Raw genomic sequence first — 23,919 nt, forward strand, 5'->3', positions numbered from 1 at the left:
AGTACCTTGTTGAACGCGCACAAGATTTCCCCGACCTGATCGACCTGCGGTTTCTCAACAAGGTGACCGATCACAAAGGCCACGCCGATCACGTCGAACTGACGGTTGAGACGCCGGACGGGCCGTACCTACTGGAAACAGACTGGTACATCGCCTGCGACGGCGCGGGGTCCGCCACCCGCAAACGCATGAACCTGCCTTTCGAGGGCCAGACCTTTGACGAACATTTCCTAATCGCCGATGTAGAGATGGAAACCTCACCCTTTGGCGACCATGACACACCCGAGCGTTGGTTCTGGTTCGCCCCACCCTTTCACAACGGGCAATCCGCGCTGCTGCATAAACAGCCCGACAATATCTACCGCATCGATCTGCAACTGGGGCCAGAGACCGACCCGAAGGCCGAGGCGACCGAAGAGAAAGTCGTGCCGCGCTTGAAGCAGATGCTGGGCGATGCGCCTTTCCGGCTGGATTGGATGAGCGTCTATAAGTTCCGCTGCGCACGGTTGGAGAAGTTCGTGCAGGGCCGCGTGGTCTTTGTCGGCGACAGCGCCCATGTGGTCAGCCCCTTCGGGGCGCGGGGCGGCAATGGCGGGGTGCAGGATGTCGACAACCTCGGCTGGAAACTCGCCGCTGTCGTGCAGGGCGACGCGCCCACCAGCCTGATCGAGAGCTATGACATCGAACGCGGGCACGGCGCGGATGAGAACATGCGCAACTCCGCCCGCGCGACGAATTTCATGACACCCAAATCGCCCATCGAAACCCTGTTTCGGAATGAGGTGCTGACCCTTGCCGCGCAGCACCCTTTCGCGCGCAAGCTGATTAACTCAGGCCGCCTCTCACAACCCTGCACGCTGGCCCACAGCCCGCTGCAAACTGCAGGCGACGCCCCCCTGCGCCCCGGCAACGCGCTGATCGACGCGCCGCTTGCCGGACCTGCGGGGGATCGCTGGCTGCTGGGGGAGGTTCAGGGCCAGTTCACCCTGCTCGCGGTCGGCGGGATCACGGCCCCGGATATCCCCGGCCTGAGGCGTATCGGCATCGACCAATCGCAGGGTGCCTATCCCTGTTTTCAAGGCAAGGACGGCCACGCGCAGCGGCGCTATGGCAGCGGGTTCCTCTATCTGCTGCGCCCCGATGGCCATGTCTGCGCCGTCTTCGACCAGCCCGACAGGGCCGCGATTTCCCGCGCCTTTGCCCGTGCCTTTGACGGCGCTTTAGACTACGCGAAAGGAGCCACCGCATGATCCTTCAAGACAACCTCGGCACCGAGGGTGACACCGTCTATGCCGCGCTCATGGCCGCCCACGAAGGGCTGAGCGAGGCCGAAAGCCACGCCCTGAACGCGCGATTGGTGCTGATGCTGGCCAATGAGGTCGGCGACCCCGCCCGGCTTGAGACGCTTTTCAAAGCGGCGCGTGATCTGGCCTAAACCGCCATTTTACCAGTGGTTTTTCCCGGCCACCCCGCTTGCCGGGACGGTTTCCTGCGCTAACTTGCTCCTCAACTTCCCGCGACAGGCTTGACGCAACGCGCCTGATCGGCAGACTAAACACCCCGCGCCCACCTCAAGAGGCGACAAAAGCAGGTCAACTGCATCACCTGCCCCACCCTTAAAAGTGGGGATCCGCGATGGCCACGGCCAACGCACCAACAGAGAGGAAAATCATGGAATTTTTGACACGCACCGGAAAACCGCTGCCGCAATCCGTGCTGACATCAGCCGAGAACGCCAAGAAAGACCCCGTCAACAGACGCGAGTTTCTGGCGATTGCGAGCGCCTTCGGGGCCACGTCCGCCACAGCTTACGGGATGCTTGGCATGGCCGCGCCCGCGCGTGCGGCGGCCCATGCCAACCTCAAGGAAGGCGGCACCGTGCGGATGCAGATGGAGGTGCGTGCCCTAAAAGACCCGCGCACCTATGACTGGTCGCAAATCGCCAACTTCAGCCGCGGCTGGTTGGAGTATCTCGCCATCTGGGAGAACGACGGCACCTTCACCCCCGGCCTGCTGGAAAGCTGGGAGATCAGCGACGACGCCACCGAATACACGCTGAACGTCCGCAAGGGCGTGACATGGAACGACGGCACCCCCTTCACCGCGCAGGACGTGGCGCGCAACATCGAAGGCTGGTGCGATAAATCGCTCGAAGGCAACTCCATGGCGGGCCGTTTCGCCACGCTGGTGGACGAAGAGACCGGCAAGGCGATCGAAGGTGCGATTGAGGTGGTCGATGACCACAGGGTCAAGCTGAAGCTGCCAAAGTCCGACATCACACTGATCCCCGGCATGGCCGACTACCCCGCCGCGATCACGCCCGAGGGTTTCGACCCCGACACCATGTTGGAAAACCCCAAGGGCACCGGCCCCTACCTGCCCGAATCGCTCGAAGTGGGCGTGAAAAGCGTGCTGGTGAAGAACCCCGACCACACATGGTGGGGCACTGAAGTCTTTGGCGGGCCCTACATCGACCGTCTGGAATACATCGACTACGGCACCGACCCTTCCGCATGGATCGCCGCTGCCGAGGCCGAAGAGGTCGACGCTTTCTACTCCATGGAAGGCGAATACATCGACGTGATGAGCACGCTCGACGGTTGGGTCGAGAACGAGATCGCCACAGCGGCGACCATCGTGATCCGCCCCAACCAATTGGCCGAAATCGACGGCATGAAGCCTTACGAAGACAAGCGCGTGCGCAACGCGCTGCAACTGGCGGTCGACAACGCCGTGCTGCTGGAACTGGGCTATGCCGGTCGTGGGATCGTGGCCGAAAACCACCACGTTGGCCCGATGCACCCTGAATATGCAGAGGTCGAACCGCCCAAGACTGATCCCGAAGCCGCCCGCGCGCTGATGGAAGAAGCCGGTATGGCGGATTACGAGCATGAGCTCTTCTCGATCGACGATGCGTGGCGCAAGGACACGACCGATGCCGTCGCCGCACAGCTGCGCGACGCGGGCATCAAGGTCAAACGCACCATCCTGCCCGGCTCGACCTTCTGGAACGACTGGGTGAAATATCCCTTCTCCTCCACCAACTGGAACGCGCGGCCTCTGGGCGTGCAAATCTGGGCGCTGGCCTACCGCTCGGGCGAGGCGTGGAACGAGTTTGGCTATGCCAACCCTGAGTTCGACGCCCTGCTCTCCGAGGCGCTGGCCACGGCCGATGTTGAGGCACGGCGCGAGATCATGGCGAAGGGTGAGAAGATGCTGCAAGACGATGGCGTCACGATCCAGCCTTACTGGCGCTCGCTCTATAACCACACCCGCGAGGGGTTGGTGGGTGCCGCGCACCACATTGGGTTTGAATACCACCCGGCGCGGATGGCTTGGGAGGAAGAGTGATCTGCCAGTAGGTAGAAACGCGAAAGGGCCGCAGCGATGCGGCCCTTTTTCGTTACGGGGGGGGGGGCGCCTTACCCTCCGATCAACTCTTTCGCCATCATCATATGCACGCCCTTTTCGCGGTTCACCGTCTGGGTGATGCGCAGATCCCCGGCCAGCGAACAGAGCACATAGGCATCCTCGCGGCTGATCCCTGCGCGCTCAGACACCAGCGCGATCATCTCCCGCAGGGCCATCTCCGCGCAGTGGTCAAGGTCGGGGGCCATGCCCATGGTGATCACATGGGTTGGCGTTTCGGCCTGCGGATAGCTGAGCCCGCGATCCTTCAACACCGTCAGACGAAAGCGCCCCTGTAGCGCCGTCTCAATCGCCGTGACGCAGACTTCGCCGTCGCCCTGCGCGCCGTGCCCATCCCCGCAGGAAAACAGCGCCCCTTCGTTGAAGACCGGCAGGTAAAGCGTGCTGCCCGCCACCAGTTCCTTGTTGTCCAGATTGCCGCCATGCTTGCGCGGCTCAATGGTGGCGATCCGGCCCCATTCGGGCGGCGGCGCCACAGCCATGACGCCAAAGAACGGGGCCAAGGGCAGTTCCAGCCCCCAAGGCAGCCGGGCGATGCCCCGCTCAGCATCGAGCGGGATGTTGCTGTGATAGGTCTCGGTGAAATCCTGCGGCAGCGTGCCTGCCAAGGGGCGGATGAAGTTATACCCCCAGTCCTGCCGCAGCACGACATCAAGGATATCGACCTTCAGCACATCCCCGGGCGTCGCGCCTTCGACGGCCACCGGGCCCGTCAGAATATGGCCGGGCATCGGCGGCGGGCCTGCCTTGTGGATGTCGTAAAGTTCCGGCGGCACATGGAAGCCTTCGGGCGGCAGGCAGTTCGGCGCGCCAGAGACGGTGTTGATGATCACCTCGTCGCCGCTTTGGATCGTCAGCGCGGGCGGGCGGCTGGCCTCAAAGTAGCCCCAGTGGCAGGTTTCGGGCGATGACTGCAAGGTGGCGGTCATGACTGTGTCCTTCCGTTGGCCAAAATGCCTTCGATAAGCTCCTGCACGCGCAGCGCCTCTTCTGGTGTGGCCAGTCGGCTCGGGCCGCCGTCCATCAGAAGCGCCATGTCGTCAAGCTGCGCTTTGAGGCTGGTGGCGCGGGTGTCGGTGGGGCTGCTGTTGGTCGGCGCGAAGGCCTCTCCGGTCGACAGGGTGTCGATGGCAAACTCCGAGATGCGGCGGCTGGCCTTGGCCCCTTTCACCGTCACCTCTTGCCGGTCCGGCTGCACGCCACCAACAGAGCCAAGGATCGAAACCGGCAAGCCCTCGGCATTGACCAGCCGTGCCGCGACATGGGTCTCGCAAAGTTCGGCGTCGGGATATTCCGCATGGGCCCATTGCAGGGTCAGCGGCCCCAGCACCCGCTCGCTCAAAAACAGGAAATGCGAGATTACCTCGCGGGTCATGCCGCCCTCTTCGGCAAAGCGCAGCCAATCCGCATCCACCTGCCACGCGCGGGGCCAGGCCGGATAGGTCACGATGATGTCGATACCGCAAAGATCGCCAAGCGCACCCTCACCGATCGACCGCGTTAGATCGGTCAGCGCCGCCCCCGCCGCTTGGGTGAAATTCACCGCCGCCGGAACGCCTGCAGCCTGCAACTCCGCCACCAACGCACGACTTTCCGCGATGTCCACGCCGAGCGGTTTTTCGAGGAAGATCGCCTTGCCCGCCGCTGCGGCCTCAAGCGCATAGGCTTTGCGCGGCACCGGGGGGCAGGCGAGGTAGACCAGATCGACATCGGCCATCGCCTCGGACGCCGTGGCCGACACTGCCGCCTCCGGCGCGACCTTTTGCGCGGCGACACAGGCCGCGGGGTCGGGATCCCACATGGTGGTGACCGTGAAGTCGGGGTGCAGCACCATGTTCTCAGCCATGCGCCGGCCCATGATCCCCAATCCGATTACCGCAGTCCTGATCGTCATCTTCGTCTCCCTCAATGTGCTGCGCGATAAGACGCTGCAATCGGGGGAACTTCAACTGCGCGCGGCGCAATTGCCTCAGGCGAGGTCAGCGCGGACCAAAGGTTTGATCACGCGGGCCAATTCTTCGGGCGCGGATTGGCTTTTGAACACATCCGCGATGGTAAAGACGCAGGTGAACGACCCCTCGAAACACAGCACCCCGTTCTGCCGCGCCTTCATGCCGAAGGTGATGGATTTGTTGCCGAGCCGCGTCGGATAGGTTTCGCACATCAGCTTGTGCCTTGGCGTGACCGGGCTGCGGAAATCCATCGAAAGGTTCACGAAAGGCGTGCCGATGTTGCGGTCGATCTGCAGTTGGAACCAACCATCGCCATCGAAATGCGCCTCCCACCATGCGTTGATCGCATCCAGCGCAAAATAGGGCAGCCGCGCGGTATAGGCGATCTGCGCCGGGTCACAATCGCCCCAAGTGACGTTGATCTCGTGAACGAAGTTTTCCGTGGTCATAAGGCTGCTTTCATCTGCTCAAACCCGCGCGGGGCATGGGCTATCTTCTATCCCTTCCAGCCCCGCGTGCAACCCAAGCGCAGGTGGCCAGTGCCAGCCCAGCAGGCATATCGTCATACGGAAAAGGGGGAGGATGGTGGCGTTACCTGGATTTGAACCAGGGACCTAACGATTATGAGTCGTTCGCTCTAACCAACTGAGCTATAACGCCGTGGCGCGTCGGATAAGGCAGCTTGGCATTGGGGTCAAGGGCGAAAGATGGATGATTTCACTTTTGCCCCAGAAAACTGCCGCCCCGCCCTAATGCGCGGGTTTTAATGCGCGGGGGCCGAGACCACATCAAGCAGGGTACGCCCACCATCAATGGTCATGATCTCACCGGTCATAAAGCCCGAGCTTTCAGCGGCGAGGAATTGCACCGCCTCGCAAAGCTCATTCGGCCCGGCGATACGGCCAAGCGGCGTGTGCGCGCGAATATCCTCGCGCCAGTCGCGGTTTTCGGCCACGGCGGCGCGCAGCGACGCGCTCATCACCGACCCGAAAGAGATCGCATTCACCCGTATCCGGTGCTGAGCCAGCACCAGCGCCAGAGAGCGGGTCATCTGCTGCACCGCCGCCGAGGCGATGGCATAGCCCATCATATCCGGCTGGTGGCGTTGTGCCGCGATGGAACTGAGGTTGATGATCGACCCCACCTGCCCCTCGGTCTGGCCCTCGGCCTGTTTTATCATCCGCCGCGCCACCTGCTGCGACAGTTGCAGCGCCGTCATCAGGTTTTGCTGCAACAGCGTATCAACCGATCCGTCATCCACATCCAGCGGATCGGTGGGCAACACCTGCCGCGAGGCATTCACAAGGATATCGACCTGATCATAAGCGTCGATCGTGGCCGAGACGAGGTTGGCGATGGTCAGCCGCTGGCGTAGATCCCCGGCAAAAACGCGGACATTCCCGTCGTCCGGCGTGTCGCCCAACTCTTCCATCAGCTTTTTCTCGTTAGAGTCGGCGCACATCACATTGGCGCCCCGGTCGGCCAGATGCCGCGCGATGGCAAGGCCAATGCCGTCTGCGGCACCTGTGATGATGGCTGTTTTGCCTGAGATCGAAAATGACATCGGGATACCCCCTTAAGGCTTAGCGGCGCCGGGTCAGCGGGCGTGTGGCGTGGAACAGTTTGAACCGCGCATCCCCCCCAAGCTCCGCCACCTGTGCAAAGCGTTTCTTCAGTTCCGCCTCATAGGGCAGATGCCGGTTGGCCACCATCCATAGGTCGCCCTGCCCCGACAGTATACGCGCGGCGGCGGCGACAAAGGCTTGACCAATCTGTGGCTCGGCGGCGCGGCCGGTGTGGAAGGGCGGGTTCATCACCACCGCATCCATCCGGTGCGGGGGCTGCCATTCGGTGGCGTCCTCCCAATGGAACACGGCGCGGTCGTCGGTCACGTTATGACGCGCGCATTCCAGCGCCATATGCCCGGCCTCGACCAAATGCACGGTCTTCACCTTGGGCCGCGTCAGGATATGCGCCGAGAGAAAGCCCCAGCCTGCACCCAGATCAGCCACCTCGGCCCCAAGGTTATCGGGCAGCACATCCACCAACAGCGCCGAGGCCAGATCGACCCCATCAGCAGAGAAGACCCCCGGCGCGGTCCAAAAGCCGCCCTCCGTCTGGGCGGGACCGGCTTCCCAATCGGTGAAGAAATCGCTGGAGCCCGTATCAATCCAATAAAGCTTGCCATGCGCCTTGGAGATCGGACCCTGCACCGTCACCCGCGCACGCATTTCGCGCAGGATCGAATCCGCGCCATCGGTCTTTTGCCCATCAACCACCACCGGCCCGTCGCTCACAGCACAGGCTTGAGCGACCAAGGCGCGGGCCTCATGTTTGGCGCGCGGCAGGCAGACGATGGCGGCGGCATAACGCCCCTCTACCGAATGCGCGGCCTCATAGCCCCGCGCGGTCCAAGCGTCATAGGCTGGCTTGAAATCGTGAATGATCTTGCAGCGCTCTACCGGCAAACCGGCCAAATCGGCATCCACGGGGGGCTGAAAGATGGCGATCACCCCAGTTTCGGGCAAGTCCAGCCCACCGCCGTTCAGGGCCAGTTCCAGTCGCGGATCAATCACGTGTTATTCTTCTTTTTCCATAGTGCATTGCAGCGGATGTTGATGACGCCGGGCGAAATCCATCACCTGCGCCACTTTCGTCTCCGCGATCTCGTGGCTAAAGACGCCAACCACGGCCAGCCCCTTTTTGTGAACCGTCAACATGATCTCGAACGCCTGCGCGTGGTTCAGGCCAAAGAAACGTTCCAAGACATGCACCACGAATTCCATCGGGGTGAAATCATCGTTCAGCAGCATCACTTTATAAAGCGGGGGGCGTTTGGTCTTGGGACGGGTTTTGGTCAACAACTCAGTCTCGTCGTCATCCTTGGGGCCGTCCGCCATCATCTGCCAACCCATCGCGGGCCGGTCTGCTGCTTGGATCGTCCAATCTGCTTTCGCGTCGTCACGGTGCATTGCTGCTCCTGCGGCTGGGGGTAGAGCTTGTTCGTCGTGCAGCCGTCTATATAACCCCTGAACCAATTTAGGAAAGAGGCAGCACATATGGGCGGGGCACTCACCACCATCGGTTTCGATGCGGATGACACATTGTGGCATAATGAACGCTACTTTGCACTCTCTCACGACCGTTTTGCAGCCCTTCTGGCCGAACATAGTGAACGCGACCATCTGATGGCACGGCTTTTGGAAGCCGAACGGCGCAATCTGCCGCATTACGGCTACGGGATCAAAGGGTTCACCCTGTCGATGATCGAGACCGCAATCGAGGTGACAGAGGGCAAAGTCCCCGCCGAGGTGATCAGTGACCTGCTCGCCGCCGGGCGCGAGATGCTGGACCATCCGATTGAACTGCTGCCCCATGTCGAAGACGTGCTGGAAACCCTGCGCGGTGACTACCGGCTGATCGTGGTGACCAAAGGCGACCTGCTGGATCAAGAGCGCAAACTGGCGCAATCAGGCCTGCGAGAGAGGTTCGATGCGGTCGAAATCGTCTCTCACAAGACCGAAGCCGCCTATCGCCACATTTTTAAGCAGCATGGGCAAGGCGCCGCGCGGGGGCTGATGGTCGGCAACTCACTGGCCTCCGATGTACGCCCGATGATCGAGGCGGGCGGCTGGGGCGTCTACGTGCCCCATGACCTCACATGGGCGATGGAACACGCCGAACCGCCAACCAATTCACCACGTTTTGCTGAAATCAACGATCTTTCCGGCCTCCCAGAGACGGTGAAAAAGATCGTTTCGGGGTGACTCGCCCGCGCCGGTGAGTCGCCTCTGCGCCCCAACTAAAAACGCCCCACTGCGGGCCAACTTACGCCCAATTCTTGCCTTATTCGCGCTTATAGTAGGTCAATGTGCGCAAGCCTCTACATATTGGAGAAGAGATCCGTCCTTTTTACCCTGTCCATCGGATTCGACGGCTTCCGCGATGCGCCGTCCTATGCTAGCCTTGAACCAATCAATAAATGGTCAGCCGAAAATCGGCGACTTGAGGCAGTAAAAGGCAGGCAAATATGAAGGCTCGGCGCATTCAGCCGGCCCGTTACGGGCTATTTCTATTCGCAGCACTCTGGGTTCTGGTCATCCTACCCCTCAGCGCCATGGCAGCCCCCTATGCCGCCTATGTCATCGATGCCCGCACCGGCAAAGAAATCCACGCAGAGAACGCCGACACGCGCCTGCACCCCGCCTCCCTGACCAAGATGATGACCCTATACATCGCTTTCCAAGCGGTCGAACGCGGGGAACTCTCACTCGATACCCAAGTAACGATCTCCAAGAACGCCGCCTCAGAGCCGCCCAGCAAACTGGGCATGCGTCCGGGCCAAAAAATCGCCCTGCGCTACCTGATCCGCGCCGCCGCCGTGAAATCCGCCAATGATGCCGCCACCGCGATCGGCGAAGCCATCGAAGGGTCCGAGGCCGCCTTTGCCCGCCGAATGAACCGCACCGCCAAACAGCTTGGCATGACGCGCACCACCTTCAAGAATATGCACGGGCTGACCGAAAGCGGCCACCTCTCCACCGCGCGCGATATGACGGCTCTGGGCCGCCACCTGCTCTATGATTACCCGCAGTACTACAACCTGTTCTCGCGCATCACCGCCGATGCGGGCGTGCGCAAGGTCTCCCACACAAACCACCGGTTTCTGGGATCTTACAAAGGCGCCGATGGCATCAAAACCGGCTATACCCGCGCCGCCGGCTTCAACCTGACGGCCTCGGCCGAGCGTGGCAACGAACGGATCATCGTGACCGTCTTCGGGGGCAAATCCACCGCCTCGCGCAACGCCAAAGTGGCCGAGTTGATGGACCTTGGCTTCCGCCGCGCCCCCTCTTCGGCCCCCCTGCGCAAACCAGTGCCCCCGGTCTACGCCGATGTCGAAGACACGCCCGCGGCCCCCGGTGCCGCAGGCAAAACGATCCGCCTTGTCGGAGCTGTCACCACCTCCAAACGCCCGCAACTCCGCCCCCGCAGCGAGGTCGTGGTCGTCGCCACCGCAGCTGCCCCCGAAGCAACCAGCACCGTCTCCAACAGCGATATTACGGCAGCCCTACGCGAAGCGGTGCAAACCGCGCCAACCCCGCCCGCCGCCGCGCCCACACCAGAGATCAAAGACGCCGAAGTCGTCATCGCCACCGCGCAGGCCTCCCCCCGCCCCGAACCGCGGCCCAAAGACGTAACGCTGGCCGTACAGCAGGCGGTAGAGCAAGAAATCGTGACCCGCGTCTCCACCTCGGGCGGTCGCCACTGGGGGGTCAACGTGGGCCGCTTCCCCAGCCGCTACGCCGCCGAGAAGGTCCTGCTGAAAACCGCACTGGCCGAAATGTCGACGCTTGATGGCACATTGCGCAAAGTGGTGCAGCGTCCGCAGGGCTATGACGCGAACTTCCTCGGCCTGTCACGCGAAAGCGCCGACCTCGCCTGCCGCCGTCTGGCCGCGCGCAACGTCAGCTGCTTCATGATCGGCCCAAGCGAAGGCTAAAGCCCAAAGACCGCCGCCCCTCAGGCGACGCCCCCCAATCTTCATCCTTTTAAAAATACCCGCGGGGGAATCGCGCCCCCCGGCGCGATGGGGGCAACGCCCCCTCTCCCTCTCCGCACTTACGACGTCTGCTTAACCAGCCGCCTGCAACAGCTTGCGCGTATAGTCGGTCTGCGGATTGTCATAAAGCGCATCAACGTCGCCGTATTCCACCACATCGCCGCGCTTCATCACCATCACCTTGTGCGACATCGCCCGCACGACCTTCAGATCGTGACTGATGAACAGATAGGCCAACCCGTATTTCGCCTGCAATTCCCGCAGCAAATCTACGATCTGCACCTGCACCGTCATGTCCAAGGCCGAGGTTGGCTCGTCCAGAACCAGCAGCTTCGGCCGCAGCACCATGGCGCGGGCGATAGCGATCCGCTGGCGCTGCCCGCCGGAAAACTCATGCGGGTAGCGGTCCATCGTCGCGGGGTCGAGCCCCACTTCCGTCATCACCTCCGCCACCAGTTCACGTCTGTCGCGCGCCTTGTCGATCTTATGGATCGCCAGCCCCTCCGAGATGATCTGGAAACAGGTCATCCGCGGGCTGAGCGAGCCGAAAGGGTCCTGAAAGACGATCTGCATGTCGGCGCGTAGGCGGCGCAGCTTTTTAGTGGACCATTTGCGTAGGTCCTCGCCACGAAAAGTCACCTCCCCCTCTGAGCCGATGAGCCGCATGATTGCCAGCGCCGCGGTGGTCTTGCCCGAGCCGCTTTCCCCGACGATGCCAAGCGTTTCGCCCGCGCGGATCGACAGGCTGGTGTCGTTGACGGCCTTCACATGGCCCACGGTACGACGCAGCAGGCCCTTCTGGATCGGAAACCAAACCTTGAGGTTGTCGGTGCGCAGCACTTCGGGCGCATCCGCCGCCACAGGGGCCGGCGCGCCGGTGGGCTCGGCGCCGAGCAGTTTGCGTGTATAGGGGTGTTGCGGATTGTCGAAAATCTCGGCGGTCGGCCCCTCTTCGACGACCAGCCCTTTCTGCATGACAAAGACCCGGTCGGCGATGCGCCGTACGATCCCGAGGTTATGGGTAATGAACAAAAGCCCCATCCCCATCTCATCCTTCAGGTCTTTCAACAGGTCGAGAATCTGCGCCTGAATGGTCACGTCGAGCGCCGTGGTTGGCTCATCCGCGATCAAGATGTCGGGCTTGTTGGCCAGTGCCATCGCGATCATCACGCGCTGCCGCTGCCCGCCCGAAAGCTGGTGCGGATAGGCGCCCATGCGGCTCTCCGCGTCATTGATGCCGACCTGTTCCAAGAGGCTCAACACCCGCGCCCGCGCCTCGGCCCCCTGCAATCCCTGATGCAGCGCCAGCGACTCCGCCAGTTGCTTTTCGATCGTGTGCAGCGGGTTGAGCGAGGTCATCGGCTCTTGAAAAATGAACGAGATGTCGTTGCCGCGCACCTTATGCAGCAGCTTGTCATCTGCACCGATCATCTCTTGCCCATCATAAGTGACCGAGCCGCTGACCCGCGCGCTATCGCCCAAGAGCGACACCGTCGAGAGCGCCGAGACCGACTTGCCCGAGCCGCTTTCCCCCACCAGCGCCACCGTCTCTCCTCGGTTCACGGCAAAGCTGACCCCGCGCACCGCCGGGATCAACTGCCCGTCCTGCCGAAAGGAAACCTGCAGGTCTTTGACGTCCAACAAAGCAGTCACGAGAAGGTCTTTCTGGGATCGAATGCGTCGCGGATGCCTTCAAAGATGAAGACCAGCAGCGACAACATGATGGCAAAGGTAAAGAAGGCCGAGAAGGCCAGCCAAGGCGCTTGCAGGTTCTGCTTGGCTTGCAACGTCAACTCCCCCAGCGACGGCGCCGAGGACGGCAGGCCAAAGCCCAAGAAGTCGAGCGTCGCCAGCGTGGAGATCGTGCCCGTGATGATAAACGGCAGCATGGTCAGCGTGGCCACCATCGCATTGGGCAGCATATGGCGCAGCATGATGGTGCCGTTGCCCACCCCAAGCGCACGGGCAGCGCGGACGTATTCAAGGTTGCGTGCGCGCAGGAATTCGGCCCGCACCACACCCACCAGCGCGGTCCATGAGAACAGCACGAGGAGGATCACCAAGAGCCAGAAACTTCGCCCGAGAATGGCGAACATGATGATGATCACATAAAGCGACGGGGTTGAGGACCAAATCTCGATGATGCGCTGAAAGATCAGATCGAGCCAGCCGCCAAAGAAGCCCTGCACCGCGCCCGCCAGAATGCCGATGATCGACGCCGCCCCGGTGACGATCAGGGTGAACACCACCGAAAGCCGGAAGCCATGGATGACCCGCGCCATCACATCGCGTTTGGTGCCGTCGGTCCCGAGCCAGTTCTGCCCATTGGGCGGCAGCGGTGCGGCACCGGGGCGGTCCACGGCGGTGTCGAAGGAATAGGGAATGACGGGCCAAAGCGCCCAGCCTTTGTCGATCGCTTCGCCTTCGACCTCGCCATCCGCAGCGTCGATAATATAGCCCTCAGGGTCGTCGAAACAGGCATCCAGCCCACCGGTGGCGATGAGGCATTGCACCTCAGGGTCGCGATAGGCGGCTTCGGTCTGGAAATCCCCGCCAAAAGCGGTCTCGGGGTAGAAATTGAAGATCGGCGCGTAATACTCGCCGCGATAGCTCACGAGGATCGGCTTGTCGTTGGCCACGAACTCTGCCAGCAGCGAAATGCCAAAGAGGATCGCGAAAATCCACAACGACCAATAGGCACGGCGGTTCGCGGTGAAATTGCGCCAGCGGCGCTGGTTCAGGGGGGACAGCGCCATCAGCCTTCCCTCTTCTCAAAGTCGATGCGCGGGTCGACGAGCACATACATCATGTCCGACAAAATGCCGACGACAAGGCCGATGAGCCCAAAGATGAAGAGCGTCCCGAAGACGATCGGATAATCGCGCGCAACCGCTGCCTCAAAACCCAGACGCCCCAGCCCATCAAGGCTAAAGATCGTCTCGATAATGATCGACCCGCCGAAAAAGACCGAGATGAAGACCGCCGGGAAACTGGCGATCACGATCAGCATCGCGTTGCGGAAGACGTGCCCGTAAAGCACCTTGCGCTCTGACAGACCCTTGGCGCGGGCGGTGATGACATATTGCTTTTTGATCTCGTCCAGAAAGCTGTTCTTGGTCAGCAGCGTCAGCGTGGCAAAGGCCGAGATCGTCGAGGCCAGCACCGGCAGCGTGATGTGCCAGAAATAATCGGCCACCTTGCCCAAGGGGCTGAGGCTGTCGAAATTATCCGAGGTCAGGCCACGCAGCGGGAAGATCTGCCAGTAAGACCCACCGGCAAAGAGCACCAGCAGCAGGATGGCAAAGAGGAAACCGGGGATCGCATAGGCCGCAATGATCGCGCCCGAGGTCCAGGTATCGAACCGGCTGCCGTCGCGCACCGCCTTGCGGATGCCCAAGGGGATCGACACCAGATGCGCGATCAGCGTTGACCAAAGCCCCAGCGTGATCGAGACTGGCAGCTTTTCCTTGATCAGTTCGATCACACTGATGGCACGGAAGTAACTCTCGCCGAAATCAAGCCGCATGTAGTTCCACAGCATGTGAAAGAACCGCTCCACGGGGGGTTTGTCGAAGCCGAACTCCTTTTCCAACTCCTCGATCAACTCAGGGGGCAACCCGCGCGCGCCGACATAGGTACTGTCAGACCCGCGTGCCATCGTGTCGACCCCGGCGTCGTTGTTGCCCCCGGCAAAGCCGCCAAAGACATCGCCGCCGCCCTGAATCCGCGCGATGGCCTGCTCGACCGGGCCACCGGGGACGAATTGCACCAAGGCAAAGTTGACCAGCATGATGCCGAACAAGGTCGGGATCACCAGCAACAGCCGTCTGAGAATATAAGCACCCATGTGGTCGCTTTACCGCAAGGCGCCGGAGGCGCGCAATTGCTGCGCGCGGTCTTCGTCATACCACCAGAAATCGAGGTAGCCCAAAGCATAGGACGGAATCTCGGGGCGGTCGTATTGGTCGTAATAGGCAACCCAATAGCTGTCGTTGTACCATGTGGGGATCATAAAGAATTCATGCCGCAGCGCCCGATCCAGCGCTATCAGAGCCGCATCTTCGTCCTCTGCCGTTTCGGCATCGAGCGAGGCTTCGATGATCGCGTCGACCAGCGGGCTGGCAAGCCCTGCGGGGTTGAACAGCGAAAATTCCGCCGCCTCGGACCCGTAGCGCTGCGACAGACCGGTGCCGGTGCCAAGGAAGGCGGCATAGGCGTCATAGATCATGTCATAGTCGCGGTCCCGCTCGCGGGCGGTGTATTGCGAACTGTCCACCTTCTCCAGCCGCGCGTCGATGCCGATGGATTGCAGGTTGCCCACAAAATTTTCGATCACCGCCGAAATCGTCGGCGACCCGGCGGAGTTCATCAGGAAGTTCAGCCGCAGGGGTTCGCCCGCCTCATTGACACGCATGCCGTTCTGCACGGTCCACCCCGCATCCTCCAACAGCTTGGACGCCTGCCGCGCGTTGCGCCGGTCCAACAGGCGGCTGGGGTCTGAGGTATGCGGTACCACGGCAGGCGCGCTCAACAGCTCCCCCGGCACCAGATCGCCAAGGCTTTCCAGAAGCGCCAGTTCCGCCCCCTCGGGCGCGGCCCCGGCCATCAGCGGCGTGTCTTGCGTGAACGAGGCGCGGTGGCTGAAGAGCCCGTATTGCAGCGACTCGTTGGTCCATTCAAAGTTGAACATCAGTGCCACAGCCTCGCGCACACGGCGGTCCTGCAGCGTCTCGCGGCCGAGGTTAAAGATGATCCCCGAAGGCGTGGGGGGCGAGCCGTCGGGCAGCTCGGCCTTGACGATGTCGCCGTCACTCACCTTGGAGAAGTCGTAGCCCGTGGCCCATTTCTTGGAATCCCCTTCGGCGCGAAAGGTGTATTCGCCCGCCTTGAACGCCTCAAAGGCCGAAGTGTCGTCGCTGAAAATCTCCAGCCGGATGCGGTCGAAATTCATGCGGCCACGGTTGATCGGCAAGTCCTTGCCCCAGTAGTCGGGGTTGCGTTTCAGCACGATGCGCTTGGTCAGATCGACGCTTTCGACCATATAGGCGCCCGATCCGGGGGGCGGGTCCATCCAGCTGTCTTTAAGGGTGTTGCCGGTTTCCTCGAACCAATGTTTCGGCCATGCGGGCACGCCGCCCACCGTCTCGATCAGGCTGCGGCGGGAGATACCGTCGGCAAAGTGGAACTTCACCGTGTGGTCGTCCAGCGCCTCGACCTTGGGGATGCGCTTCCGCACCGCGTCTGCATAGGATTTCAGGCCCTCGTCCAAGAGCAAGTTGTGCGAGAACACGATGTCATGCGCGGTCACCGGAGTGCCGTCCGAAAACGTCGCCTCGGGGCGCATGTGGAAGGTCACCCAAGACTTGTCCTCGGGATACTCAAGGCTTTCGCACAGCAGGCAGTAGCTTTCGCCATAGACATCCGCTGGCAGCGGCTCACCCGATGGGGCCTCGCCCAGCAGGCTTTCAAACCCAAAGATCGAGAACAGATGCGCACGGCCCTTGCCGGAATAGGGGTTCATCGAATCCAGCGTGCCCACGAAGGGGATCGAGATTTCCCCGCCCTTGGGTGCATCGGGGTTCACATAGTTAAAATGCTCGAAATCCGCCGGGTAAGTCAGATCGCCATAAAAAGAATAGCCATGGCTTTTGATGACCTCCTGCTCCTGCTCCTGCGCCGCGGCGGCACCGGCCAAGAGGGCCGCCACCATCAGCGTCAGCGTCGCGAGCCATAGCGGCAGGTCATCAAAGACCGAAGGGCGGGTCGCGGCGCGGGTCTGGGCACGGGGCATAGGTCACTCCTTGGCGTGGCATAGTCCGGGTAGGCGTCATCTAGGCTAACGCTGTGAGATGCCAAGATACAAGTTGCGAATATGTAAGGTTGCCCTGCACGGGCGGTCCGCCGCGGAGGTTGCCCCATCGAAGGGCGATTTCCCCCGCTTCCGCTCGCGAGAATGTGTAGCCCGACGCCCGGGAACTTCGCAGGCCAGCCGATTTCTCGCCCCAAAATTAACAGATTCTTCACTCAAGTTAACGATGCGTAAACTGGAGCAGACGATGAGAACCTACCCGATTCCCTTTAACGAAGAAGCCCGCTTGCGCGCCGTTTTTGATGTGCCCGGCCTCACAGCCGAGAACGAAGCTTTGTTCGACACTATCTGCGAGGCCACCCGCCGTCTGCTTGACTGTCCGATTGCACATATCAGCGTCGTGGAGGCCGAAACCCAATGGTACAAATCCGTGGTTGGCTACCCGCTGGAACCGATGCCGAAAGACACCGGGTTTTGCAGCCATACGATCATGTCGGACGTGCCACTGGTGGTGCCCGACCTCAGCAAAGACCCCCGATTTGAGCGCCACCCCATGGTTGCCAAGGGCGGACCCGAGGCGCGCTATTACTGCGGCGTGCCGCTGATCCTTTCCTCGGGCCACCGCTTTGGCAGCCTCTGCGCGCTGGACCTGCAACCGCACGAACAGCCCTCCGAGAAACAGATCGCCCTGTTGGAAGACCTTGGCCGTATGGTCGTCGCGGCGCTTGAGCACAGCCAGCCGAACGCCCCTGAGCTAAAGGCCGACACCAGCGCCGAATCCACGTTTTTAACGCTGGTAGGTCACGAACTGCGAACACCGCTCACGGTTCTCTTCGGCAGCCTGCGCATGTTGGAGGCCAAAGCCGAACAAGGGGTTAATCCGCTGCTGATTCGCTCTGCCCGGCGGTCTGTCGACCACCTTAGCGCGTTGATCGAGACGATCATATCCTACAGCAATGTCAGCACCGGAGAGCTGCGCCTGAACGAGCGGAAATGCAATCTGAACGATCTTTTGCAATCGGTTTCGGCCCTGCATTTCGCCACCACAGATGCGACCACGAAAACCATCACTCTGCGCGACAGCCTGCCGCTTGAGGAAATGCACATAGATGGCGACCAGATCGAATTGGCAGTGACGGCCTTGGTTCTGAACTCCGTGCTGCACGGCGGCAGTGAGATCGCGCTAGAGACGTTCAAAGACGCCGAGGGCAATATCGAGATTTCGATCACCGACAATGGCTCTTTTGACGATCACGTCGACCTTGCCGAGCTTTACAAACCCTTTATCGTCGGCGGCATGATGGACAATCGCAGCACAAAGGGCGGGCTGGGCCTTGGCCTGCCGCTGACCCGCAAGCTGATCGAAATGCACGGCGGGGATTTCGAGGTGCATGTAGAGGCGGGCCGCAGCCGCGCCGTGATCCGCCTGCCCGCGTGGCGCTGCGACATCGGCGGGATCGCCGCGGCAAACGTCGCCGCCCCGGTGATCGCGGCTCAGTAATTTCGAAGAGCGGGGCGCGCACAATGCCGCGCCCCGCTCTTTGCTCAGGCTCCGTCGACCGTGCGGATCAATGCGTTGATCTCTTCCGCCAATAGGTCCGGGTGATCCTCGGGCGTGAAGTGTTTGCCCCCTTCGATCCGCCGCAGCGGTGCATTCAGATCTTTCGCCAGCCGCTCCCCATATTCGAGTTTTTGAAACTCATCCGCAGCACCCCAGATGATCCGCGCGGGGATGTTGAGGGTGGGCAGCTTGTCTGCGATGGCCTTGGTATCTTCCACGTCCAGCGACTGCGCCTGCCGGACAAAGGCTTCGGCCTCTCCATGTTGGGCGTAATGCGGGGCGTGGGCGTCAAACGCAGCCTCGGCGGCGGCGTCGGTCTCATGCCCCTTTGAAAACATCATTTTCAGCAACTGGTGGAACGACCCATCGGGCGCATGTTTCGCTACGCCGCCAGTCTTGGCCACGGCGCTGACAAGCGGCACGGGCCATGAATCGTAGCTGATCGCATTCGTCAAAAGCAGCCCGCTGACCATCTCAGGATGACGCACCGCCGCAATTTGCGCGACACCGCCGCCAAGGTCATGCGCGGCAAGGATCGCACGCGAGATACCCTGATCGCGCATCCAAGCGACCAGATAGTCCGCCTGAGCCGAGACCGAAATATCACGCCCTTCGCCCTGCGGGATAGAGGCACCATACCCCGGCATTTCCCAAGCGAGCACCCGGCGCCCGGTGACCTTCGGGGCGACATCCCGCCAAAGCGCGGGGCATGTGGGAATACCGTGAAGCAGGATGACAGGATCACCCGCCCCCGTCTCTTCCCAACGCATTTCGATCCCATTGACCGTGGTTGTATGACTTTGCATGTCGCGTCTCCTTTCGGTGTGGACGTTTCATGGCCCAACACCTGCATGAAGAAGACGTTCCGCCGCGCCCAAACGCAAAAGCCGCCCCAGAGGGCGGCTTTCACTCACGCAATGCAGCGTGGAATTAGTTGGAAACGCTTTGTAGGTAAGCGATCACGTCAGCGCGGTCTTCGACTTTACGCAGACCGGCGAAACCCATGGTGGTGCCGGGGGCATAGCCTTTGGGGCTCGTGAGGAAGGCGCTCAGCTCTTCCGGGGTCCATGCACCTTCGAGCGAGGTCAGAGCGCCGGAATACCCGAAACCGTCAACCGAGGCGATATCGCGGTCGACCACACCGTCAAGGTGCGGACCAACGGCGTTGGAGCCGTCGACCTTGTGGCACGCGGCGCATTTGCGGAACACTTTAGAGCCGCTGTCGGCATCGCCTTCGGCCATCACGGCGGTAAAGTCGATCTCTTCGCCGCCTTCGTCACCACCGGCATCGGCCACTTCGATCACATAGGACGCTTCCCCATGTGCATCGGCGTGGTAAATCTCTTCCCCCGCCCATTTGCCCAGAAGAAGTACCAACCAGGCGCCGAATACGCCGGCTGCGATTTTGGTCAGGGTCATTGTATCGAACATGCGTCAGGGTCCATCACTTGGTATTGGCACCATGGGCGGGCCATGGTTCTTGGCATCGTTGCCCGCGTATCTATTGCTTTCCCTTGGCGCAGGCAAGGTGTAGTTACCGCGACCAATTGCCCTTCTCCGCGCCTTTTGCAGCAGGATACGATCCATGACCGCCCAGACCACGCCGCGCATCGCCTTCCAAGGGGCCCTTGGCGCCTATAGTCACGAGGCCTGCCTTCAAGCCTGCCCCGACATGGAACCGGTGCCCTGCCAGTCGTTCGAAGGCGTGATCCGCGCCGTAAATGAAGGGCGCGCCGAACTGGCGATGCTGCCGGTGGAGAACACGACCTATGGCCGTGTGGCCGATATCCACCGCCTGCTGCCGGAAAGCGGGCTGCATATCATCGGCGAAGCTTTCGTCCGGGTGCGCATCGCTCTGATGGCCCGCCCCGGCGTGGCATTAAAAGACATCAAACATGTCCGCGCGCATCTGGTGCTGCTGCCGCAGGCGCGCAGTTTCTTGCAGCAACATGGCATCACCTCTGAACCCGCCGCCGATTCCGCCGGGGCCGCCGCCGAACTGGCCGCGACCGAGGGCAGCACCGATGGCGTTCTGGCAGGCGAGGTCGCGGCAGAGATCAACGGCCTGACCGTGCTGGCCCGCGATATCGAGGATATGGACCACAACACCACCCGCTTTCTGCTGATGGCCCCGCAGATCGACCTTTCGCGCCGGGCCGAGCGGATGCTGACCACCTTCGTCTTCGAGGTGCGCAACATTCCCGCCGCGCTTTACAAGGCGATGGGGGGCTTTGCGACCAATGGGGTGAACATGACCAAGCTCGAAAGCTATATGGTCGGCGGGTCCTTCACCGCGACACAGTTCTACGCCGATATCGAGGGCCATCCCGAAGACCCGGCGGTGAAACGCGCGCTGGATGAATTGGGGTATTTCACCAATATGCTTGAGATTCTGGGGGCCTACCCCGCCCATCCCGGCCGGGGCGCGCCGACCGGGATGTAGGCTGGGCGCGCAGGCTCAGACTTTGACGCCGCGGGCGTGACGCTCTTCCATACCGCGGGCATATTCCGCGACGCGGTCCTTGTATTTCTTGGTCAGGGTCGTCTTGGCCAGTTTGAGCGATTGCACCCAAAGCCGCGCGGAAAGGGTCAGCGGCTTGATCTCAAGCGCGACCAACACGCGCGTGCTGTTGCGCGACAGGGGCATCAATTCAAACGACATTTGCCCCGCTAACCCCTGCGACATGCTGTCGATCACCATCTCGTTGGGCCGGTCGAAGGTCACCATTTCAAGCGTCAGCTCGCGCCGCTTGCCGCGCAGCGGGAAGACCGCGTTCCACGTCATTCCCACACCGGGCTGATGCATCGTATCGGCGCGCTGCACCTCGGCACCGCGCCGCATGGCCGCCCGCTCAAAGCTCTCAAAATCGCACAACATGTCAAAAACCGCTTCAATCGGGGCTTCGACGTCTTCTTTGGTCGAGAATTTCATTCCGTCCGTTCCAATTCTTCTGCTCGCATTTGCCACCCCTGCCGCTTTGACCGGGCCTGTTAGGTCGGTGTATCAGGTCAGTGTATCCGCAAGCCAGTTTTCCAGCAAGAAATGCGCGATGGCCCCACGCCGGGCGGGCAGCAGATGCGGATGGCTTCCGGCAAAGACATCCATCATCTCTTCTCGGGTGACCCAGAGCGCGTCTTCGATCTCAACCGGGTCAATGGTCAGGTCGCGGCTCAGCGCTTCGCCAGCGCAGCCCAACATCAGCGAGGCCGGAAAAGGCCATGGCTGGCTGGAGAGGTAGCTCACCGCGCCGACTTGCACCCCTGCTTCTTCAAAAACCTCCCGCCGCACGGCGGCCTCTACCGTCTCTCCCGGCTCGACAAAGCCCGCCAGCAGCGAATACATCCCCTCGGGCCAGCCGGGCGAGCGGCCCATGAGCACGGAGTTGCCATGGGTTATCAACATGATGACCACCGGGTCGGTGCGCGGGAAATGCGCGCCGCCGCAGTCGGGGCAGACGCGCTGCCATCCGCCTTGGGCCGGATCGGTCGCAGCGCCGCAGCGCGCGCAATGGCGGTGCGTTTCGTGCCAACCGAGGATCGCCTTGCCGCTGGCAGCCAGTTCGGCATCGCGCGGGTCAAGCCATGTCATCACCCGCCGCAACTCGGCGAATGCCATGTCATCGCCCAGCAGTGGGTGCCGCTGCTCGCTGGGGTCAAGGAACGCCCCCAGTTGCGATTGGTCCAGATCGGCAGGCTGCCAGCCTGAGATATCGACAGCAAAGCGCGCGGCCCCGTCCTCACGGCCCAGCAAGATCGGCGCGGCAGCGGCCTCTTGCAGCGCCGGGTGATCCATCGCCAATCGGACCAAACCGGCAGGGCGTTCAGGCGCGATCAGGGGTTTGCCACGCCAAAAGACGATGGCGCGCGCGGCAGGGTCGGCGCGAAGCTGCGCCAACGCTTCCGGGTTGCCACGTATCTCTCCCGCCCGATCAAGGGCCGAGCCTCCAAAGGTTACCGTCTCCGCGTGACGCATGGTGCTCTCCCGATACCGGCCCGATACAGGCTTTGTGCGTTTCGCCCAGCCATGCCACGGCGCAGGCGATATTGGCAATCCCAAGCCCCCTTGCCAGAGCGGTTGAAATTTGGTCATATAAAAACAGCTTTAGGTTGTGTATTTTTAACGAGTAATTCCCTTTACGGTGAACAAGCGCAGCACATATGTCACGGCCGGTGTCGTTCCCCCCGAGGGGGGCACCCCGGTCGGGGCACGTCTGCGCATATTGGCCACGACTGATTTGCACATGCAGATCGTGGGCCATGATTATGTGGGCGACCGTTCGGTGGGGCACCATGGGTTGGCCGGGGTTGCCACGCTGATCCGCGCCGCCCGGCAAGAGGCCGCTGAACAGGGCGCGGCCTGTCTCTTGCTCGACAATGGTGATCTGTTGCAGGGCAATGCCTTGGGCGACCAACTCGCCCAGATGCCCGTCACCCCTACGCATCCGCTTGTCGCCTGTGTAAACCATCTGCGATATGATGGCTTGGGCTTGGGCAATCACGACCTTGATCATGGTCTGCCCTATCTGCGCGCCGTGGCGGGCGCGATTGATATGCCGCTGATCTCAACCAATCTGCATCTGACCGATCCCGGCCCCCTGCGCCGCTGGGCCGTTGTGTCATGCCTGCTGCCCGCTGTTGGGGGGCATCCCTCCTCTACGCTGCAGGTTGGCCTGCTTTCCGTTCTGCCGGGCCGCACGGCGATTTGGAACCGCGAGGTCTTGGAAGACGCGGCTGAGATCGTCAGCCCCCTCGAAAGCCTGCGCAGCGCCGCCCTGACGCTGCGGGCAGAGGGGGCCGACCTCACCGTGCTGCTGGCCCATATGGGCATCCCCCAAAAAGGAGAGATCGCCGCCGAAGAAGACATCTGCGCCTTGGCTCAGATCGAAGGGATCGACGCCGTGATTACCGGCCACACCCACCTTCGGTTTCCCGGCGCGGACCACGGCCCGCGCAAGGGGGTCGACACGCAGGCAGGCACCCTGTCCAACCGACCGGCGGCAATGCCGGGGTTTGGCGGGTCCGATTTGGCGGTGCTAGATTTGGCCCTTGAACGGGACGCACGGGGGGGCTGGCGGGTGTCGCAGCATCACAGCCACCTGCGCGACAACAGCGCGCAAACGCTGGCCGATCCCGTGGTGCTCAGTGCCGCGCGGATCAGTCACATTGGCACCCGCAAGCATCTGGAAGAGGTGGTCGGTCACACGGGGAGGCCGCTGCACAACTACTTTGCCCTTGCCATGCCCACCCCCATCGACGCGCTGACCGCCCGCGCGCAGGCCGAGGTGATACGCAAGGGCGTGGCGGGCACGGCAGACAGCGCATTGCCCATCCTCGCGGCCACGGCGGCACATACGGCGGGCGGGCGTGGCGGGCCCGAGCATTTTTTGCACATCCCCCCCGGTGCGGTGCAGCGCCGCCATATCGCCGGGCTGGTTCCTTATCAAAACGCGGTCTGGGCGCTGCGTATCACGGGGGCTGACCTCCGGCGACGGCTGGAAAAAGCGGCCGAGGTTTTCGCCCCGCTTGGCAGTGCGACAGGTCCGCTTCTCGATCCCTGCCGCCCGCCTTTTCACTGCGATACGATCTACGGCGTGACCTATGCAAT

The 23,919-nt window shown here is 62.2% G+C and carries 22 protein-coding genes and 1 tRNA gene; 8 read left to right on the forward strand and 15 right to left on the reverse strand.

The window, feature by feature from the left end:
• The 3 genes from A3722_RS00545 to A3722_RS00555 form a co-directional block, all read left to right on the forward strand.
• Positions 1–1,250: FAD-dependent monooxygenase (locus A3722_RS00545; RefSeq protein ID WP_067915848.1), on the forward strand; the 1,250-nt coding region annotated here is incomplete at its 5' end.
• Positions 1,247–1,435 carry a DUF2783 domain-containing protein gene (locus A3722_RS00550; RefSeq protein WP_067623468.1) on the forward strand — a complete coding sequence of 63 codons (189 nt, stop codon included), beginning with the start codon at positions 1,247–1,249 and terminating at the stop codon, positions 1,433–1,435. The genes A3722_RS00545 and A3722_RS00550, both read left to right, overlap by 4 nt.
• Positions 1,436–1,671: 236 nt before the next feature.
• Positions 1,672–3,351 (forward strand): ABC transporter substrate-binding protein, encoded by a 1,680-nt coding sequence (locus A3722_RS00555; RefSeq protein WP_067623464.1) that lies wholly within the window; start codon positions 1,672–1,674, stop codon positions 3,349–3,351.
• A 71-nt stretch (positions 3,352–3,422) separates the two neighbouring features.
• On the opposite strand, the gene A3722_RS00560 is transcribed toward A3722_RS00555, so the two are convergent.
• The 7 genes from A3722_RS00560 to clpS form a co-directional block, all read right to left on the reverse strand.
• Positions 3,423–4,358, reverse strand: a complete 936-nt coding sequence (locus tag A3722_RS00560; protein WP_067623460.1) for an acetamidase/formamidase family protein — start codon at positions 4,356–4,358, stop codon at positions 3,423–3,425.
• A complete protein-coding gene (locus A3722_RS00565) occupies positions 4,355–5,323 on the reverse strand; it encodes a Gfo/Idh/MocA family protein (protein WP_067623457.1) in 969 nt (322 codons plus the stop codon). Before A3722_RS00565 ends, A3722_RS00560 begins: the two co-directional genes overlap by 4 nt.
• Before the next feature lie 75 nt (positions 5,324–5,398).
• Complete coding sequence (locus tag A3722_RS00570) at positions 5,399–5,830, reverse strand: acyl-CoA thioesterase (RefSeq protein WP_067268618.1); 432 nt, start codon at positions 5,828–5,830, stop codon at positions 5,399–5,401.
• 134 nt (positions 5,831–5,964) lie between these two features.
• Positions 5,965–6,041 (reverse strand) — tRNA-Met (locus A3722_RS00575).
• A gap of 103 nt (positions 6,042–6,144) precedes the next feature.
• Positions 6,145–6,945 carry an SDR family NAD(P)-dependent oxidoreductase gene (locus tag A3722_RS00580; RefSeq protein ID WP_067623454.1) on the reverse strand — a complete coding sequence of 267 codons (801 nt, stop codon included), beginning with the start codon at positions 6,943–6,945 and terminating at the stop codon, positions 6,145–6,147.
• Between the two features lie 19 nt (positions 6,946–6,964).
• Positions 6,965–7,957, reverse strand: coding sequence for a class I SAM-dependent methyltransferase (locus A3722_RS00585; RefSeq protein WP_067623451.1), 993 nt, complete (start codon positions 7,955–7,957; stop codon positions 6,965–6,967).
• Positions 7,958–7,960: 3 nt separating this feature from the next.
• Positions 7,961–8,284, reverse strand: a complete 324-nt coding sequence (clpS, locus tag A3722_RS00590; RefSeq protein ID WP_067623473.1) for an ATP-dependent Clp protease adapter ClpS — start codon at positions 8,282–8,284, stop codon at positions 7,961–7,963.
• A 156-nt stretch (positions 8,285–8,440) separates the two neighbouring features.
• On the opposite strand from clpS, the gene A3722_RS00595 reads away from it, so the two are divergent.
• The gene (locus tag A3722_RS00595) at positions 8,441–9,148 is read left to right on the forward strand and encodes an HAD family hydrolase (protein WP_067623448.1); all 708 of its coding nucleotides are present in this window, start codon (positions 8,441–8,443) and stop codon (positions 9,146–9,148) included.
• Positions 9,149–9,411: 263 nt separating this feature from the next.
• Entirely contained in the window at positions 9,412–10,884 is a 1,473-nt protein-coding gene (locus tag A3722_RS00600; RefSeq protein ID WP_067915850.1) for a D-alanyl-D-alanine carboxypeptidase family protein, read from the forward strand.
• Between the two features lie 132 nt (positions 10,885–11,016).
• Here the strand turns inward: A3722_RS00600 and A3722_RS00605 are convergent, their stop codons facing one another.
• The 4 genes from A3722_RS00605 to A3722_RS00620 are packed head-to-tail and all read right to left on the reverse strand — an operon-like array spanning position 11,017 to position 16,735.
• Positions 11,017–12,597: an ABC transporter ATP-binding protein gene (locus tag A3722_RS00605; protein ID WP_067624911.1), complete on the reverse strand. Its 1,581-nt coding sequence runs from the start codon at positions 12,595–12,597 to the stop codon at positions 11,017–11,019.
• On the reverse strand, positions 12,594–13,700 hold the full coding sequence (locus A3722_RS00610) for an ABC transporter permease (RefSeq protein WP_067624908.1): 1,107 nt from the start codon (positions 13,698–13,700) through the stop codon (positions 12,594–12,596). Before A3722_RS00610 ends, A3722_RS00605 begins: the two co-directional genes overlap by 4 nt.
• Positions 13,700–14,791 (reverse strand): microcin C ABC transporter permease YejB, encoded by a 1,092-nt coding sequence (locus A3722_RS00615; protein WP_067624906.1) that lies wholly within the window; start codon positions 14,789–14,791, stop codon positions 13,700–13,702. The genes A3722_RS00610 and A3722_RS00615 overlap by 1 nt, the downstream gene beginning before the upstream one ends.
• Positions 14,792–14,800: 9 nt before the next feature.
• Complete coding sequence (locus A3722_RS00620; protein WP_067624903.1) at positions 14,801–16,735, reverse strand: extracellular solute-binding protein; 1,935 nt, start codon at positions 16,733–16,735, stop codon at positions 14,801–14,803.
• Between the two features lie 265 nt (positions 16,736–17,000).
• On the opposite strand from A3722_RS00620, the gene A3722_RS00625 reads away from it, so the two are divergent.
• Positions 17,001–18,254 carry a GAF domain-containing sensor histidine kinase gene (locus A3722_RS00625; RefSeq protein ID WP_067624924.1) on the forward strand — a complete coding sequence of 418 codons (1,254 nt, stop codon included), beginning with the start codon at positions 17,001–17,003 and terminating at the stop codon, positions 18,252–18,254.
• A gap of 44 nt (positions 18,255–18,298) precedes the next feature.
• Here A3722_RS00625 and A3722_RS00630 read toward each other — a convergent pair whose 3' ends face one another.
• Complete coding sequence (locus A3722_RS00630) at positions 18,299–19,120, reverse strand: alpha/beta fold hydrolase (protein ID WP_067624900.1); 822 nt, start codon at positions 19,118–19,120, stop codon at positions 18,299–18,301.
• 124 nt (positions 19,121–19,244) lie between these two features.
• Positions 19,245–19,745, reverse strand: coding sequence for a c-type cytochrome (locus A3722_RS00635; protein WP_067624897.1), 501 nt, complete (start codon positions 19,743–19,745; stop codon positions 19,245–19,247).
• Positions 19,746–19,899: 154 nt separating this feature from the next.
• On the opposite strand from A3722_RS00635, the gene A3722_RS00640 reads away from it, so the two are divergent.
• Positions 19,900–20,757, forward strand: a complete 858-nt coding sequence (locus tag A3722_RS00640; protein WP_067624893.1) for a prephenate dehydratase — start codon at positions 19,900–19,902, stop codon at positions 20,755–20,757.
• Between the two features lie 15 nt (positions 20,758–20,772).
• Here the strand turns inward: A3722_RS00640 and A3722_RS00645 are convergent, their stop codons facing one another.
• Together A3722_RS00645 and nudC are read right to left on the reverse strand one after the other, a co-directional pair.
• A complete protein-coding gene (locus A3722_RS00645; RefSeq protein WP_067624890.1) occupies positions 20,773–21,246 on the reverse strand; it encodes an SRPBCC family protein in 474 nt (157 codons plus the stop codon).
• A 72-nt stretch (positions 21,247–21,318) separates the two neighbouring features.
• Entirely contained in the window at positions 21,319–22,287 is a 969-nt protein-coding gene (nudC, locus tag A3722_RS00650) for an NAD(+) diphosphatase (protein WP_067624888.1), read from the reverse strand.
• A 166-nt stretch (positions 22,288–22,453) separates the two neighbouring features.
• Between nudC and A3722_RS00655 the strand changes: the two genes are divergently transcribed.
• Positions 22,454–23,919: metallophosphoesterase (locus tag A3722_RS00655; RefSeq protein ID WP_150120387.1), on the forward strand; the 1,466-nt coding region annotated here is incomplete at its 3' end.

This window comes from Sulfitobacter sp. HI0027 (assembly GCF_001634775.1).
Lineage (GTDB): Bacteria > Pseudomonadota > Alphaproteobacteria > Rhodobacterales > Rhodobacteraceae > Sulfitobacter.